The organism is Cellulosimicrobium sp. NPDC030954 (assembly GCF_055571305.1).
Genome location: NZ_JBVIFN010000005.1, coordinates 162,154 through 176,538 on the forward strand (window position 1 = coordinate 162,154; position 14,385 = coordinate 176,538).

At 75.3% G+C, this 14,385-nt stretch carries 17 protein-coding genes; 7 read left to right on the forward strand and 10 right to left on the reverse strand.

Annotated features, from left to right (window positions below):
* Positions 1-3: 3 nt before the first annotated feature.
* The 3 genes from ACZ402_RS12135 to ACZ402_RS12145 form a co-directional block, all read right to left on the reverse strand.
* Positions 4-633 carry a hypothetical protein gene (locus ACZ402_RS12135; protein WP_375825302.1) on the reverse strand — a complete coding sequence of 210 codons (630 nt, stop codon included), beginning with the start codon at positions 631-633 and terminating at the stop codon, positions 4-6.
* Positions 634-871: 238 nt separating this feature from the next.
* A complete protein-coding gene (locus ACZ402_RS12140) occupies positions 872-2,089 on the reverse strand; it encodes a sensor histidine kinase (protein WP_375825303.1) in 1,218 nt (405 codons plus the stop codon).
* Positions 2,086-2,742, reverse strand: a complete 657-nt coding sequence (locus tag ACZ402_RS12145; protein WP_375825304.1) for a response regulator transcription factor — start codon at positions 2,740-2,742, stop codon at positions 2,086-2,088. Before ACZ402_RS12145 ends, ACZ402_RS12140 begins: the two co-directional genes overlap by 4 nt.
* Before the next feature lie 132 nt (positions 2,743-2,874).
* On the opposite strand from ACZ402_RS12145, the gene ACZ402_RS12150 reads away from it, so the two are divergent.
* From ACZ402_RS12150 to ACZ402_RS12165, 4 genes are read left to right on the forward strand one after another with little or no spacing between them, the layout of a single operon-like run.
* Positions 2,875-3,471, forward strand: a complete 597-nt coding sequence (locus ACZ402_RS12150; protein WP_375825305.1) for a hypothetical protein — start codon at positions 2,875-2,877, stop codon at positions 3,469-3,471.
* Positions 3,468-4,565: an efflux RND transporter periplasmic adaptor subunit gene (locus ACZ402_RS12155; protein ID WP_375825306.1), complete on the forward strand. Its 1,098-nt coding sequence runs from the start codon at positions 3,468-3,470 to the stop codon at positions 4,563-4,565. Before ACZ402_RS12150 ends, ACZ402_RS12155 begins: the two co-directional genes overlap by 4 nt.
* Positions 4,562-5,221 (forward strand): ABC transporter ATP-binding protein, encoded by a 660-nt coding sequence (locus ACZ402_RS12160; protein ID WP_375825307.1) that lies wholly within the window; start codon positions 4,562-4,564, stop codon positions 5,219-5,221. Before ACZ402_RS12155 ends, ACZ402_RS12160 begins: the two co-directional genes overlap by 4 nt.
* Positions 5,218-6,414, forward strand: a complete 1,197-nt coding sequence (locus ACZ402_RS12165) for an ABC transporter permease (RefSeq protein WP_375825308.1) — start codon at positions 5,218-5,220, stop codon at positions 6,412-6,414. Before ACZ402_RS12160 ends, ACZ402_RS12165 begins: the two co-directional genes overlap by 4 nt.
* Positions 6,415-6,417: 3 nt before the next feature.
* Here ACZ402_RS12165 and ACZ402_RS12170 read toward each other — a convergent pair whose 3' ends face one another.
* The 4 genes from ACZ402_RS12170 to ACZ402_RS12185 form a co-directional block, all read right to left on the reverse strand.
* Positions 6,418-7,308 (reverse strand): aminoglycoside phosphotransferase family protein, encoded by an 891-nt coding sequence (locus tag ACZ402_RS12170; protein ID WP_375825309.1) that lies wholly within the window; start codon positions 7,306-7,308, stop codon positions 6,418-6,420.
* 42 nt (positions 7,309-7,350) lie between these two features.
* Positions 7,351-8,847, reverse strand: coding sequence for an amino acid permease (locus ACZ402_RS12175; protein ID WP_375825310.1), 1,497 nt, complete (start codon positions 8,845-8,847; stop codon positions 7,351-7,353).
* 103 nt (positions 8,848-8,950) lie between these two features.
* Positions 8,951-9,238 (reverse strand): hypothetical protein, encoded by a 288-nt coding sequence (locus ACZ402_RS12180; RefSeq protein ID WP_375825311.1) that lies wholly within the window; start codon positions 9,236-9,238, stop codon positions 8,951-8,953.
* 3 nt (positions 9,239-9,241) lie between these two features.
* Positions 9,242-9,787 (reverse strand): hypothetical protein, encoded by a 546-nt coding sequence (locus tag ACZ402_RS12185; protein ID WP_375825312.1) that lies wholly within the window; start codon positions 9,785-9,787, stop codon positions 9,242-9,244.
* Positions 9,788-9,949: 162 nt separating this feature from the next.
* Here ACZ402_RS12185 and ACZ402_RS12190 point away from each other — a divergent pair, with 162 nt between their 5' ends.
* Both ACZ402_RS12190 and ACZ402_RS12195 read left to right on the forward strand, forming a co-directional pair.
* A complete protein-coding gene (locus ACZ402_RS12190) occupies positions 9,950-11,014 on the forward strand; it encodes a C2 family cysteine protease (protein WP_375825313.1) in 1,065 nt (354 codons plus the stop codon).
* 3 nt (positions 11,015-11,017) lie between these two features.
* A complete protein-coding gene (locus ACZ402_RS12195) occupies positions 11,018-11,293 on the forward strand; it encodes a hypothetical protein (protein ID WP_375825315.1) in 276 nt (91 codons plus the stop codon).
* A gap of 36 nt (positions 11,294-11,329) precedes the next feature.
* Here the strand turns inward: ACZ402_RS12195 and ACZ402_RS12200 are convergent, their stop codons facing one another.
* Complete coding sequence (locus ACZ402_RS12200; protein WP_375825317.1) at positions 11,330-11,950, reverse strand: class I SAM-dependent methyltransferase; 621 nt, start codon at positions 11,948-11,950, stop codon at positions 11,330-11,332.
* 89 nt (positions 11,951-12,039) lie between these two features.
* Here ACZ402_RS12200 and ACZ402_RS12205 point away from each other — a divergent pair, with 89 nt between their 5' ends.
* Positions 12,040-12,801 carry an MOSC domain-containing protein gene (locus ACZ402_RS12205; RefSeq protein ID WP_375825318.1) on the forward strand — a complete coding sequence of 254 codons (762 nt, stop codon included), beginning with the start codon at positions 12,040-12,042 and terminating at the stop codon, positions 12,799-12,801.
* 15 nt (positions 12,802-12,816) lie between these two features.
* Here ACZ402_RS12205 and ACZ402_RS12210 read toward each other — a convergent pair whose 3' ends face one another.
* Entirely contained in the window at positions 12,817-13,374 is a 558-nt protein-coding gene (locus ACZ402_RS12210; RefSeq protein WP_375825320.1) for a PH domain-containing protein, read from the reverse strand.
* Between the two features lie 69 nt (positions 13,375-13,443).
* Entirely contained in the window at positions 13,444-14,091 is a 648-nt protein-coding gene (locus tag ACZ402_RS12215) for a histidine phosphatase family protein (protein WP_375825321.1), read from the reverse strand.
* Between the last annotated feature and the right edge of the window lie 294 nt (positions 14,092-14,385).

Here is a 14,385-nt window from a genome sequence, read left to right on the forward strand (position 1 = left end):
CCCTCACTCACCGGCCAGGCCGAGCGGGTCGCTCGAGCACGACGTCAGCGCCTCGCGGAGCTCGGTCGACAGGGCGGCGAGGTCGGAGAACCGCCCCTCCATGTCGGTGAGGTAGTCGTCTGCCGCGTAGCCCGCCGGTACGACCTCGCGACGGACCAGGCACTCCGCCATGATCGTCGGGACGTCGAGGTTGTCCGGGTTGGACGCCATGATGTCGTGCAGCGCCCCGACCGTGTCGGCGCCCGACTCACGCTCGCAGGTCTTCACGACCTCGTACGGGTCGCTCCCGTCCGGCAGGGGCGAGGCCTCGTACGACCCGTCGGGCTCGAAGCCGGAGAACGTCACGCCCTCCGCCTCGAGGCACGTGCGGAACTTCTCTTCCATCTCCGCGTACTCCGCGTCCGTGATCTCCTCGTCGGCGAGCGCCTGACGAGCGAAGTCGGACCCGGCGTCGGAGTAGAAGGCCGTGAACTCGGCGGCGTAGGGGCCGTCGAACGCGGGAACGTCGACGGCCGTCCCGTCGTCGACGCTCGACCCGACGGAACCCGGGGTGCCGCACGCGGCAAGGAGCGGGACGAGGGCGGCGAGAGCCGCCGCGGCGACGCGTCGCCGCGTCGACCTGCGAAGAGACATGATGCTCCGATCACTGCGGTCGTCGGGACGGGCGGGCCCGCGTGCTGCCGAGCGACGGCGTCCGGACGCTCGGCAGCACGTGAGTCGGACTACTTGACGTCGTAGTACGCCGCGACACCAGCGACGAGCGTGGCAGTGATGACCGCCTTCATGACCTTTCTCATCACATCCCCCAAGGTGCTGATCGGTCGAGGGAAGTCTCGCCTCAAATGTCGGGAGTATCACGTGTGTCCACTATTCAAGACGCGGAAGCGCCGAGCGAGTACTCCTCGCCGGGGAGCCGGACGGTCACGACGAGGCCGCCCTCGGGTCGCGCGGCGAGCGCGACGGAGCCGCCGTGGGCGTCCACCACGGCGCGGACGATCGACAGCCCGAGCCCGCTCCCGGCGCCGTCGCCGGTGCGCTCGCCGCCCAGCCGCCGGAAGGGCTCGAACAGGCCCGGGAGGTCGTCGGGCGCGACGGGCGGACCGGGGTTGGCGACCTCGAGCACGGCGTCGCCCGCGGCGTCCGACCGCGTGGTGACCCGCACCCAGCCGTCGTGGCGGAGGTTGTAGCGCTCGGCGTTCTCGACGAGGTTGCGCACGAGCTGCTCGAGGAGCAGCGGGTCGCCGGACGTCGGTGCCTCGTCGCACGACGCCTCGATCCGGACGCGGGGGTCCGGGGCCGGTGCGCCGGGCGGCGGGTCCAGCACGTGCTCGACGACGTCCGCGAGGTCGACGAACCGGCGGTCGGCGAGCCCGCGCTCGGACCGGGCGAGGAGCAGCAGTCCGTCCAGGAGCCGCTCCTGCCGCGCGGTGACCTCCAGCAGCGCCTGCCCGAGGCGGCGCAGGTCGTCCGACGCCCCGGGCCGCTCGGTCGCGACCTCGACGAGCGCGCGGTGCAGCGTGATCGGCGTGCGCAGCTCGTGGGAGGCGTTCGCGACGAAGCGCCGCTGGGCGTCGAACGCGTGGTCGAGCCGGGCGAGCATGCCGTCGAACGTGTCGGCGAGCTCGGTGACCTCGTCGCGCGGGCCGGCCAGACCGATGCGCTCGTGCATGCGGCGCGCCGCGTCGGGCGACTCGGCGATGCGGTGCGCCGTCGCGGTGATCGTCGACAGCGGACGCAGCATGCGACCGGCGAGCAGCCACGCCGCCCAGGCGGCGAGCGCGCCCACGGCGACGAGCGCGATCGCGCCCTGGGTCAGCACGGCGGCGAGCGCCTCGCCGCGTGCGGCACCGACGAGGCCCACGAGGACGTCGTACGTGATCTCCTGCCCCGGGGCGGTGGCGGACTGGCCGGGGGACGTGCAGCAGAACGACGCGCTGACGAGCGACGCCTCGCCGACGAGCCGCTGCCGCACGAGCGCCCAGGTGACCGCGAGCACGACCGCGCCCGCGACGACGAAGAGCGCGGCGTGGACGACGGTGAGCCGGGCGCGCAGCGTCAGGCGCGGACCTCTCGACCGGGGCGGCCTCACCGGATCCGGTACCCCACGCCGGCACCGGTCTCGATGATGCCGGGCTCGCCGAGCTTGCGGCGCAGCTTGAGGATCGTCACCCGCACGACGCCGGTGAGGGGGTCGATGTTCTCGTCCCATGCCTTCTCCAGCAGCCGTTCCGCCGAGACGAACGCGCCCTCCGCGAGCAGCAGCTCGACGAGGACGGCGAACTCCTTGCGCGACAGCGGCACGTAGCGGCCGTCGCGCACGACCTGGCGGTGGTGCAGGTCGACCCGGACGCCCGCGCGCGCGAGCACCGGGGGCGCGGCCGGCCGCGACCGGCGCCCGAGGGCCTGCACCCGCGCGCCGAGCTCGGCGAACGCGAACGGCTTGGCGAGGTAGTCGTCGGCACCCATCGCGAGGCCCGCGACCCGGTCGTCCACGCTCCCGGCCGCGGTGAGCATGAGGACCCGCGTCGTCATCGCCGACGTCGCGATGTGGCGGCACACGTCGTCGCCATGCACGACGGGCAGGTCGCGGTCGAGGACGACGAGGTCGTAGTCGTTGACGTCGACGTGCTCGAGCGCGCTCCCGCCGTCGCCCACGACGTCGACGGCGTGCGCCGCACCGCGGAGCCACTCCGCGACGGCGTCCGCGAGCAGGGGCTCGTCCTCGGCGACCAGGATGCGCATCCGCCCAGTGTGGCCCGTCGCGGGTTATCCCCGCGTTACCGGGGCCGGTCACGCCCGGGAAACGTGCCGTCGGGTGAGGTGGTGACCAGGAGGGCACGCCCGTCCTCCGACCCATCGCCGGAGGAGACCTTCATGACCAGGTCGAGGACGACCGCACGGACGACCACGCGGAGGACCGCACCGGTGCGCCGGGGGCGCGCGCCGGTCGTGCTGCTCCTCGCGCTGGCGCCGGCGCTGCTGGCCGGGGGCTGCGCGACGGGCACGTCGGGCGACGCGCCGTCCGTCGCGTCCCTCGATGACGGTGCGACCGGGACGCCGACGAGCACGCCCTCCGGGCCGCTGTTCGAGGGCGACCCGGCGGGCCTCAGCACGTGCATGGAGGAGCAGGGCGCGCCGATCCCGCCGCCCACGAGCTCGGCCGGCGAGTTCACGTACACCTACCCCGAGGGCGTCTCGACGGCGGAGGCCGACGCCGCGTTCGCGGCGTGCGCGCAGTTCCTCCCGGGCGGCGGCGCCCCGCCGGACGCGGACCCGGAGCACCTCGCCCGCCTGCGCGAGCTCGCGGCCTGCATGCGCGACCACGGCGTCGACGACTACCCCGACCCGAACCCGGAGGGCGTCATCGACATGCCGCCCGGGAGCAGCATCGACCCGTCGTCGCCCGAGTACACGGCCGCGTTCGAGGCGTGCGTGGAGGGCGCCGGGACGCCCGGGGAGGGCGAGGGATGAGCCGACGGCCGGATGGTCGCGCGAGCGCGTCGCGCCGCGCGGGGTGGGTGGTCCTCGGCGTCCTGACCGCGGCGGGCGTGGGGTTCGCGGCCGCGGCGGCGAACGGGTTCGGGTTCGAGCCGTCCGACGCGCCGTCGGTCGCGCCCGTGCCCGCGACGGCGGAGGTCGTGCGCCAGGACCTCGTGGCGACGACCGAGGAGCCGGGGGAGGTGGGCCTGGTCGGGCCCCGGACGCTCCGCGGCGACGGTGGCGTGGTCACGTGGCTCCCGGACGTGGGCGCGGTCGTCGAGCGCGGGCAGCAGCTCTACCGGGTCGACGAGGTGCCGACGGTCCTGCTGTACGGGGACCTGCCCGCGTACCGGACCCTCCAGGCGGGCGCGTCGGGTCCCGACGTGCGCCAGCTCGAGGAGAACCTCGCGGCCCTGGGCCGGACGGGGTTCGACGTCGACGACCGGTTCACGTCCGCGACGGCCGCGGCCGTGCGGGCGTGGCAGGCAGACCTGGGCGTGGCGCGGACGGGCGTCGTCGAACCGGGCGCCGTGCACTACGCGCCCCGCGCCGTGCAGGTCGCGGACCTGCTCGTGGAGGTCGGGGACGACGCTGCGGCGGACCTGGTCGTCGTCGCGGGACAGGACCGCGTGGTCACGGTCGACCTCGACCCGCGCGACGCCCGGTTCGCCGTCGCCGGCGCGGCGGTCACGGTGACGCTGCCCGACGGCGTGACGTTCCCCGCGACCGTCGAGGGCGTCGAGCCGGTCGTCGTCCCCGGGCCGCCGGGACCCGACGGCGCGGAGGGCACCTCCGTGCTGCGCGTCACGGTGACGCCCGACGACCCGGCGGTGCTCGCGGGGGACGCCGCCGCGCCCGTCGCGTCGACCGCGCGCGTCGCGTTCGCGGCGGACCGGCGCGACGACGTGCTCACGGTGCCGGTCGCCGCGCTCCTCGCGCTCGCCGAGGGCGGGTACGCGGTCGAGCGCGTCGACGACGGCGGGTCGTCGCTCGTCGCCGTCGAGACCGGGCTGTTCTCGGACGGCCGCGTCGAGGTGGCCGGGACCGGGCTCGCCGCGGGCGACCGGGTGGTGGTCCCGGGATGAGCGCCGTCGTCGAGCTCGATGCCGTGACCAAGGAGTACGACGGCGTCGTGGCGCTCCGGGAGGCGACCCTCGCCGTCGAGGAGGGTGACTTCGTCGCCGTCGTGGGCCCGTCGGGATCCGGCAAGTCGACCCTGCTGCAGATCGTCGGGACCCTCGACCGCCCGAGCGCGGGCACGGTCCGCGTCGACGGCCACGACGTCGCGCGGCTCTCCGACCGCGGGCTGTCCGCGCTGCGCGCGCGCCGCATCGGGTTCGTGTTCCAGCAGTTCCACCTCGCCGCCGGGGTGAGCGCGGTCGAGAACGTCGCCGACGGGATGCTCTACCAGGGCGTCGCCCCGGCGCGGCGGCGGCGCCTCGCCGTCGAGGCGCTGGAGCGGGTCGGGCTCGGCCACCGGCTCGCGCACCGGCCGCACGAGCTGTCGGGCGGCGAGCGCCAGCGCGTCGCGGTCGCGCGCGCCGTCGCGGGGTCGCCCGCGCTGCTGCTCGCCGACGAGCCCACCGGGAACCTCGACTCCGCGTCGGGCGGCGAGGTCATGTCCCTGCTCGCCGGGCTGCACCGCGACGGGACGACGGTCGTCGTCATCACGCACGACGCCGAGGTCGCGACGAGCGCGCGGCGGCGCGTCGCCCTGCGCGACGGGCAGGTGCACGCGTGAGCGGGCTCGCGCCGGCGCGGCTGCGCGCCGGCGACCTCCTGCGCGTGGGCGGGGCCGGGCTGCGGGCGCGGCCCGCGCGGGTCGTCCTCTCCGCGCTCGGCATCGCGATCGGGATCGCGGCGATGGTCGCGGTCGTGGGCATCTCCAGCTCGGGTCGGGCCGAGCTCGACCGGCAGCTCGACCGGCTCGGCACCGACCTGCTGCGCGTCGCGCCCGGCACCGACCTCTTCGGCGGCACCGCCGCCCTGCCCGACGAGGCCCCGGCCATGATCGCCCGCATCGGGCCGGTGACGGACGTGTCGTCCGTGGGCGCGGTCGACGCGGCGGTGTACCGCAGCGACCTCGTGCCCGAGGTCGAGACCGGCGGCATCGCGACCTACGCCGCGGACCTCGACCTGCCGCCCGCGCTCGGCGCGACGGTCGCGTCGGGGACCTGGCTGAACGCCGCGACCGCCCGGTACCCGGCGGTCGTCCTCGGCGCGACCACGGCCCGGCTCCTCGGGATCGGTCACGCCGACCCGGACGTGCAGGTGCTCGTCGGGGGTGAGCCGTTCACGGTCGTCGGGGTGCTCGACCCGGTGGTGCTCGCCCCGGAGATCGACTCGGCGGCGCTCGTGGGACGCCCCGTCGCGGCCGAGGTCCTCGGGTTCGACGGGCACCCGACCACCGTCTACACCCGCTCCGACGAGGCGTCGGTCGCGGACGTGCGCGCCGTGCTCGCGGCGACCGCGAACCCGGCGGCGCCGCACGAGGTCCGGGTGTCACGGCCGTCGGACGCGCTCGCCGCGCGGGCCGCCGCGGACGCGGCGTTCACCGGGCTCCTGCTGGGTCTCGGCGCCGTCGCGCTGCTCGTCGGCGGCGTCGGGGTCGCGAACACGATGGTGATCTCGGTCCTGGAGCGCCGCGGGGAGATCGGTCTGCGGCGGTCGCTCGGCGCGACGCGCGGGCACGTCCGCGCCCAGTTCCTCGCGGAGTCGCTGCTGCTCGCGCTCCTGGGCGGGACGGCGGGAGTCGTGCTGGGCGTCGTCGCGACCACCGCGTACGCGGCGCTGCGCGCGTGGCCGACCCACGTCCCGGCCTGGGCGTCGCTCGGCGGCCTCGCGGCGACCGTCGTCGTCGGCGTGGTCGCGGGCCTCTACCCGGCCGAGCGCGCGGCGCGGCTCTCGCCGACGGAGGCCCTGGCCGCCCGGTGAGCGTCAGCCGGCCAGGACGCGGTCGAGCGCCGCGCGGCCCGCGGGCCCCCAGTGGGGCTTGCCGCCGGGCAGGCCCTCGTCCCCGTTCTGCCCCATGAGCAGGAGGAAGAGGGCCTTGAGCGCCGCCAGCCCGCGGGCGCGCCGCGCGGTCGCGTCGTCGGCGCGCCCGTAGGCGTCGAAGAAGCGCGCGGCGGTGCCCGCGGGCAGCAGCACCCAGGCGGCGGCGAGGTCCCACGCGGGGTCGCCCGCGAACAGGTCGCCGAAGTCGACGACGCCCGCGAGCGTCCCGTCCGCGACGACGACGTTCGCGGGGTGCAGGTCCCCGTGCACCCACACGGGCGCTCCCTCCCACGCGGGGGCCGCGACGGCGTCGTCCCAGACGGACCGGACGGCGGCGGCGTCGTCGGGGGCGACGGCGCGCAGGAACCCCTCGAAGCCGTCCGTGGCGTCGCGGGGGTGGGCGCCCCGGTCCGTGGACGTCGGCGCGTCGGCGGGCGCCGCGACGTGCAGCGCGCGGAGGAACCCCGCCAGCGCGTCGGCGGCGTCCGCGCCCCGGGTGATCGTGCCGTAGTCCAGCGGCTCGCCGGGGACCCACGTCATCACGGTCCAGTGCCGGGGGAGACGCTCGGACGGCTCGCCGTGCCGCACCGGGGCGGGGACGGGGAGCGGGAGGCGCGGGGCGAGGACGGGCAGCCACCGCCGCTCCTTGAGCTGGGGCTCCGGCGTCGGGTCCATGCGCTGCACCCGGACGGCCAGGTCGTCGCCGAGCCGCCACATCTGGTTTCCCCACCCGCCCGCGACCTCGTGGAGCGGCAGCCCGGCGAGGTCGGGGTGCTGCTCCTCCAGTGCCGCGCGGACGAGGTCGGCGGTGATCGCGGTGTCTGAGGCGCTCATGCGCGCCCACGGTACCTCTGGGCGACACCGGTGCGATGGCACCTACGCGGTGACGTCGCCCTTCAGGGAGTCGCGGCCCGCGACGGAGTGCCGGTAGCCGTAGAAGGCGTAGATCACCAGGCCCACGACGACCCAGCCGAGGAAGCGGAGCCACGTGAGGGTCGTGAGGTTGGCCATGAGCCACAGGCACGCGACGCCGGACACGATCGGCAGCACGGGCGACCACGGCACCTTGAACGAGCGCTGCAGGTCGGGGCGCGAGCGGCGCAGGATCGGGATGCCGAAGCTCACGAGGACGAACGCCGAGAGCGTCCCGATGTTGATCATCTCCTCGAGCAGCTCCACCTGGGACAGCCCGGCGATGAGCGCGACGACGATCCCCACCCCCACCTGGAGGCGGATCGGCGTGTGGTACCGGTGCGAGGTCCGGGAGATGCCGCGGGGGAGCAGGCCGTCGCGGCTCATCGCGAAGACGACGCGCGTGAGCCCGAGGAGCAGCACCATGATCACCGTCGTCAGCCCGACGAGGATGCCCACGGAGATGACCCGCCCAGCCCAGTCGGCTCCCACGAGGATGAACGCCGTCGTCAGGGACGGCGCGTCGGACTCCGCGAGCTCGGTGTACGACACCATGCCGGTCACGACGAGCGTCACGAGGATGTACAGGACCGTGACGATCGCGAGGCCGCCGAGGATGCCGCGCGGGAGCGTGCGCTGCGGGTCCTTGGCCTCCTCGGCCGTGGTCGCGACGACGTCGAACCCGATGAACGCGAAGAACACGAGCGCCGCGCCCGCGAGCAGGCCCATGACGCCGTACGTGGTGGGCTCGAGCCCCGTGAGGAAGCCGACCAGCGGCTGCGCGAGCGCCGACTGCTCCGGCGCCGGCTGGGCGGGCGGCACGAACGGCGAGTAGTTCGACGCGTCGACGAAGAAGAACCCGACGACGATGACGAACAGCGTGATGCCCACCTTGATGACGGTGAACACGCTGTTGACGCGCGTGCTGAGCTTGGTGCCGATCGCGAGCAGCGTGGTGAACACGGCGACGATGAAGACCGGCCCCCACTCGAGGTCGACGGGACCGATCGGGATCGTCAGCGGCAGGTCGATGCCGAACAGCCCGAACGCGTCCCCCAGGTACACGCCCCAGAACTTCGCGATCACCGCCGACGCGAGCAGCATCTCGAGGATGAGGTCCCACCCGATGATCCACGCGACGAGCTCGCCCATGGTCGCGTAGGAGAACGTGTACGCCGACCCGGCGACGGGGATCGCGGACGCGAACTCGGCGTAGCACATGACGGCCAGGGCGCACACGATCGACGCGATGACGAACGAGACGATGACGCTGGGTCCCGCGTAGTTCGCGGCAGCCGTCGCGCCGACGGAGAAGATGCCCGCGCCGACCGCGACGGCGACCCCCAGGACCGCGAGGTCCCAGGACGTCAGGCTGCGCTTGAGCGAGCGTTCCGGGTCGTCGATCGCCGCGAGCGAGTCCTCGACGGACTTGCGACGGAACAGGCCGGTCCTCGTGGCCACGGGTGCGCCTCCCCGGCGTCGGTGACAGGTCCGTCCATTGAACCGGTCCCGCGCCCACGTCGCGCGGCGGGCGGTCCGGCGCCCTGTCCCGCGCCGACGGCGGTCAGGCCGGGTGCCAGCGTGCTCCCCAGCGCCGGGTCAGGCGGCCGCCCGACGTCGCGGCGTGGGCGCCCACACCGACCTCCACCGCGTCGGCGACCGTGTGCGCGGCGGCGTCCGTGTCCGCGAGGAAGCGGACGGTGACGCGGGCCTCGCCGCGCACGACGCCGACGTCGTACGCCTCGACCGTGGTCAGGTCGCGTGCCGCGGCCGCGGCGGCGGGCAGCACGGCCTCGGGGTCGGCGCCCGGGCGCAGCAGGCCCACGGCGAGGGTCACGCGGTACGACGGCACGGCTCAGCCGAGCTCCGGCAGCCCGGCCTCGTCGCACGGGTCGAGGTCGACCGGGCCGGACACGTCGAGTCGGACCACGTCGCCGTCGGCGGTGACGCGCACCGACCACCCCGCCGGGTCCGCGGCCTCGACGGAGGCGGACCCGCCGTGCTCCGCCTCGACGACGTCGGACGGCGCGCCGAAGCCGTGCGCGTCGAGCACCGGGGCGAGCGCGGCGGGGACGTCGGCGAGCAGGTCGTAGGCCTCGGCGTCCGCGCGCGTGGCGCTCGCGTCCGGGAGGAAGACGACGCAGCGGCCGTCGTCCTGCGCCGTCGCCGAGGCGCTGCCGTCGTCGGCCCAGCCGTCTGCGCCGTAGACGTCCTGGACGGCGGCGAGGACGTCCTGCCGGGTCTCCTCGTACCCCGTGACGGCGTCCGGCGCGGGCGGCGGCTCCGTCGGCTCGGCGTCGCCGCCGCACGCCGCGAGCGTGGCGAGGGCGCCCAGCGCGAGCACCGCCCCCACGGCCCGCGTCGTCGTGCCCCGGCGCCGTGTCCTGGCCTGCTCCGTCATGGTCCCCCTCGGTCGTCGCGTGCGTCGTCCGCGGGGGACGCTACCAGCGCGGACCGGCCCGAGGTCAGAAGTGCGGCCTGCGCGGGGATGGGGAGCGCGCCCCATGGACCGGCGTGGGCGGACGGCGGTACCGTCTCGGCGACCTGCGGGCGAGGGGGAGACATGAGCGGGATGTACGGGGCGGACGTCGCACAGCTGCGACAGCTCGGACAGCGGTTGTCCGAGGCCGCCGAGAGGTTGACGTCGCTGCGCGGCGAGCTCGACGCGCTGGTCACGTCCAGCCCCTGGGAGGGGCCGGACGGCGACGCGCTGCGCGGCGAGTGGTCCACGTCGCACGCACCGGCGGTCGCCGCGGTCGGTGCGGTCCTCGGCGAGGCGGCGACCGCCGTCGTGCGCCAGGCGGACCAGCAGGAGAGCGCGAGCACCGACGGCGCCGGCGGATCCGGTGGCGGTGGGTCCGGCGGGGGCGGCGGCGACCGCAGCACACCGGGCGAGGACGGCGACCGGCCGGGGGACCCGGGCCTCACCGACGCCCTCGGCGACTACGAGGACGTCCCGCCGATCGACCTCGACAACGAGGACTTCTCGCTCGACGACATCAACCAGGGCCAGGTCGGGGACTGCTGGTTCCTCGCCGGCCTGGGCGCCGTCGCGACGACGGACCCGGAGTTCCTGCGCGAGCACATCCGGCTCAACGACGACGGCACGTACACCGTGACGATGTACAAGGACGGCGAGCCGGTCGAGATCGTCGTGGAGGCGACCGTCCCGGAGAACGGCGTCGGCGGTCAGAACGGCGAGCCGAACTGGGTGTCGATCTACGAGAAGGCGGCGGCCGAGTACTTCGGCGGCGACTACCAGGACATCGACGGCGGGCACTCCGACGACGCGTTCGAGGCCATCACGGGCCGTCCGGCCGAGCGGTCGGGGGAGCTCAGCCTGTCCGACATCCAGGACCGGCTGAAGGACGGGCCCGTCGCGGTGGGCACCGAGGACGACGACGCGTTCTGGTGGTGGGAGGACGAGGTCGACGACAGCCGCATCGTGCCCAACCACGCGTACGTCGTCACCGAGGTCAAGGAGGTCGACGGCGAGATGAAGATCCACGTCGTCAACCCGTGGGGACCCGGCGGCGGCATGCTGGACGGCGAGCAGAAGGTCGGCGACCTCTGGCTCACCGAGCAGGAGTACAAGGAGAACTTCGACTCCGTCTACTCGGGAGGCTGACGCATGGCAGGCAACGACGAGGTGCGCCGGGCGCGCGTGCCCCAGGGAGCGCAGGCGGAGTTCGCCGACGTGCGGGTGGGCGTGATGCGCGTCGGCGTCGGCGCGGGACGCGCGCTCGCGCAGCTCGCGGTCCGCTCGCCGCGCGGCGAGGACGTCCTGCGGGCGGACCTCGGGGACACGATCGACCTGCACGGCGCGGGCATGCTCCACGTCGACGACGTGGAGGGCGAGCCGGGCAGCTCGGGCGGGGCCGTGACGTTCACGTTCACGCCCGCCTGAGCCGTGCCGTCGGCCCGGGCGCGTCGGCCCGGGCTCTCAGCCCGCGGCGTCGACGGCGAGCACGGCGACGAGGAAGTCGGCCTCCGGGGTCCACGGGCGCAGGTCCCACGTCGCGAGGGCGACGTCGAGGCGCAGCCCCGCCTCCGCGGCGTCGGCCAGGAAGCGCTCGGGCGGGTAGCCGCGCCCGGTGCCGAAGCCGACGACGGCGCGACCGTCCGGGGCGAGGTGCGCCCGGAAGCGGCGCAGGACCTCGACCTCGGTGCCCGGCGCGAGGAACGTCACCACGTTGCCCGCGCACACGATCGCGTCGAACGGCTCGGTGACGCCCTCGGCGGGCAGGTCGAGCTCGGCGAGGTCGCCCACGCGCCAGTCGGGCCCCGGGTGGTCGGCGCGCGCGGCCTCGACCAGCACCGGGTCGACGTCGACCCCGACGACCGTGTGGCCGCGCGCGAACAGCTCTGCGCCCACGCGCCCCGGCCCGCACCCGGCGTCGAGCACCCGCGAGCCGCGCGGCAGCATGGCGTCGACCAGCCGTGCCTCGCCCGCGAGGTCGGCACCGCGCGCCGCCATCGCCCGGAAGCGTTCGACGTACCAGGTGGAGTGCGACGGGTCGGCAGCGGTCTTCTGCTCCCAGCGCGAGGGACGGGTGGCGCTCATGGCGCCGACGCTACCCGTGCGGGGTGAGAACGGTCCCGTGACCTTGGTCCCCGGTGTCCTGCGCCACCACGCGCTGAGAGAATCGAGGGATGTCTCCCGCTGCACCCGCCTCGCCGACCGACCTCCCCACGTCTCCTGGTGCGGCGCCCGTGACCGCCCTCGCTTCCAGCGCGCCGACGGGCGAGGTCCTCGCCGTGTGCCGCGTGCACGCGCTCCTGCCCGACGCCGGACCCGTCGGCGTCACGGCGATCGACAAGCGGCCCGTCGCCGGGCCGGTGAAGGTCCGACGCCTCGGCCTCTACGCCGACCTCCAGGCCGACCGTGCGAACCACGGGGGCGAGGAGCAGGCCGTGTACGCGTACGGGCAGGACGACACCGACTGGTGGGTCGGGCAGCTCCGGCGCGAGATCCCGCCGGGCCTGTTCGGCGAGAACCTCCGGGTGCGGGGCATCCCCGTGAGCGCGGCGGTCGTGGGGGAGCGCTGGTCCGTGGGCACCGCGCTGCTCGAGGTCACCCAGCCCCGCACGCCGTGCTCCACGTTCGCGCGGCGGCTCGGCGAGGACAGGTGGGTCAAGCGGTTCACCGCCGCGAACCGGACCGGCGCGTACCTGCGGGTCGTGCGGAACGGCGAGCTGCAGGCGGGGGACGCCGTGACGGTCTGCTACCGGCCCGAGCACGGCGTGACCCTCGCCGACTGGTTCGGGGCGTGGAACGCGCGCGGCGCGGACCCGGAGCGTGCGGCCGGCGTCGCGCGCCGGCTGCTCGTGGCGCACCTCGAGGGTGACGTGGTGCTGACCGACGAGATGCTGGCCCGCGCCGAGATCGCGGCCGGGCGGCGCATCGAGGACTGATCGAGGACGGGGGCGTCAGCGCTCCGCGCGCGGGATACGGGGCGCGCGCGGGCCGCGCGGCGGCTCGTTCGGCGGCCACTCGCCGTCGTCGGAGCCGTCGTCGGCGGTGAAGAGCAGGTCGTGCAGGCGGACCTGCACGTTCTCGACGTCGGGCACGTCGTGCAGGTTCAGGCCCGGCTTGTCGGTCGCGTCGGAGATGACGAGCGTCCCGCAGCCGAAGATCCGGTCGATCGGGCCCTTCTCGTAGTTCACGTCGTTGATCCGGTACAGCGGGATGTCCCGCCCGGTGCGCGTGATGATGCCCGAGCGCATCGCGATGCGCTTGTTCGTCACCGTGTACTCCGTGGTCCGCCAGCGCAGCCACGGCACGAACACCCAGACGACCGCCGCGACGAGGGCGAGGCCCGCGACGACCCAGCGGACGACGTCGTTCGGGACGAGCACGACCGTCACGACGACCGCCGCAGCGAGGACGACCAGCAGCACGAACGGCCAGAACAGCGCCTTCGCGTGCTCCTTGAGCTCCATGACGACGTGCTCGCCCTCGGTGAGGTGCTTCTCGCTCAGACCCATGGGCAGCATCGTGCCACCTCGCGGTGCGCAGGGGGAGGGCCGTCCCGCCGGTCGGCCGGCCGGCCGGGTTCAGCCCTGTGCCGAGAGGTTCCAGCCCTCGACCGTGCGCAGCCCGTGCCCGTAGCCCAGCAGGCAGATCGCGGCCGTGCCGAGCTCGAACCGCGCGCCCAGCCCGGGGTCGATCCCGAGCCACACGGTCGCGAGGACGCGCAGCAGGTGCCCGTGGGCGAACAGGACGACGTCGTCGCCGCCCTGCAGCGTCGGCTCGACGCGCCCGAGCACGCGCCCGGCCCGGTCCGCCACCGCGGAGAGCTCCTCGCCACGGTGGCCGTTCGCGGCGGCGAGCACGTTCACGCCGTCGCGGAAGATCAGCCACTCGTGGCCGAGCTGTTCGCCGACGTCGACGGCGGTCCGGCCCTCGACGGGGCCGTAGTCCCACTCGGCGAGGTCGTCGTCGGTCTCCGCGTCGGGGAACCCGGCGAGGTCCGCGGTGCGTCGGGCGCGCTGCCGCGGGCTCGTGCGCACGACGGCGGGGCGTCGCCCGCGGCGGTCCGCCCACCCCTGCAGCCACACGCCCGCCGCGACGGCCTGCTGCTCGCCGGCGACCGTGAGCGGGATGTCGGACCGGCCGGTGTGGCGGCCGCTCGCGCTCCACTCCGTCTCGCCGTGGCGCACGAGGACGAGCTGCGGATCGGGGGTGGTGTCGGTCGCGGTCACGGGTCGGCCTTCCTGCTGGGGTCCTCCAGCAGGATCACCCGGGGACGCCCGGAGCGCGCGTCGGCCGGGTCAGCCGGGGACGCCGTCGACCCCGTTGATCGCGAGGAACACGACGAGGGCGCCGAGCAGGACGACGGCGATCCCGGTGGCGACGAGCAGGACGGTACGGGGGCGGACGCGCACGAGGACTCCGGGGGACGGGGACGGGCCGACCCCATTCTCGCGCGCAGGCGTCGGTGGGTCCGGCTAGCGTCGAGCGCACACCGACGGACGGGCGGCGACGGGGCCGCGGGG

Excerpts from the sequence above, each read along its gene's own strand:
- ACZ402_RS12190 (WP_375825313.1), top strand. The coding sequence starts at position 9,950 with ATGAGCGGGATGTACGGGGCGGACGTCGCACAGCTGCGACAGCTCGGA.
- ACZ402_RS12205 (WP_375825318.1), top strand. The coding sequence starts at position 12,040 with ATGTCTCCCGCTGCACCCGCCTCGCCGACCGACCTCCCCACGTCTCCT.
- ACZ402_RS12210 (WP_375825320.1), bottom strand. The coding sequence starts at position 13,374 with ATGGGTCTGAGCGAGAAGCACCTCACCGAGGGCGAGCACGTCGTCATG.
- ACZ402_RS12195 (WP_375825315.1), top strand. The coding sequence starts at position 11,018 with ATGGCAGGCAACGACGAGGTGCGCCGGGCGCGCGTGCCCCAGGGAGCG.
- ACZ402_RS12150 (WP_375825305.1), top strand. The coding sequence starts at position 2,875 with ATGACCAGGTCGAGGACGACCGCACGGACGACCACGCGGAGGACCGCA.
- ACZ402_RS12135 (WP_375825302.1), bottom strand. The coding sequence starts at position 633 with ATGTCTCTTCGCAGGTCGACGCGGCGACGCGTCGCCGCGGCGGCTCTC.
- ACZ402_RS12145 (WP_375825304.1), bottom strand. The coding sequence starts at position 2,742 with ATGCGCATCCTGGTCGCCGAGGACGAGCCCCTGCTCGCGGACGCCGTC.
- ACZ402_RS12170 (WP_375825309.1), bottom strand. The coding sequence starts at position 7,308 with ATGAGCGCCTCAGACACCGCGATCACCGCCGACCTCGTCCGCGCGGCA.
- ACZ402_RS12185 (WP_375825312.1), bottom strand. The coding sequence starts at position 9,787 with ATGACGGAGCAGGCCAGGACACGGCGCCGGGGCACGACGACGCGGGCC.
- ACZ402_RS12200 (WP_375825317.1), bottom strand. The coding sequence starts at position 11,950 with ATGAGCGCCACCCGTCCCTCGCGCTGGGAGCAGAAGACCGCTGCCGAC.
- ACZ402_RS12160 (WP_375825307.1), top strand. The coding sequence starts at position 4,562 with ATGAGCGCCGTCGTCGAGCTCGATGCCGTGACCAAGGAGTACGACGGC.
- ACZ402_RS12155 (WP_375825306.1), top strand. The coding sequence starts at position 3,468 with ATGAGCCGACGGCCGGATGGTCGCGCGAGCGCGTCGCGCCGCGCGGGG.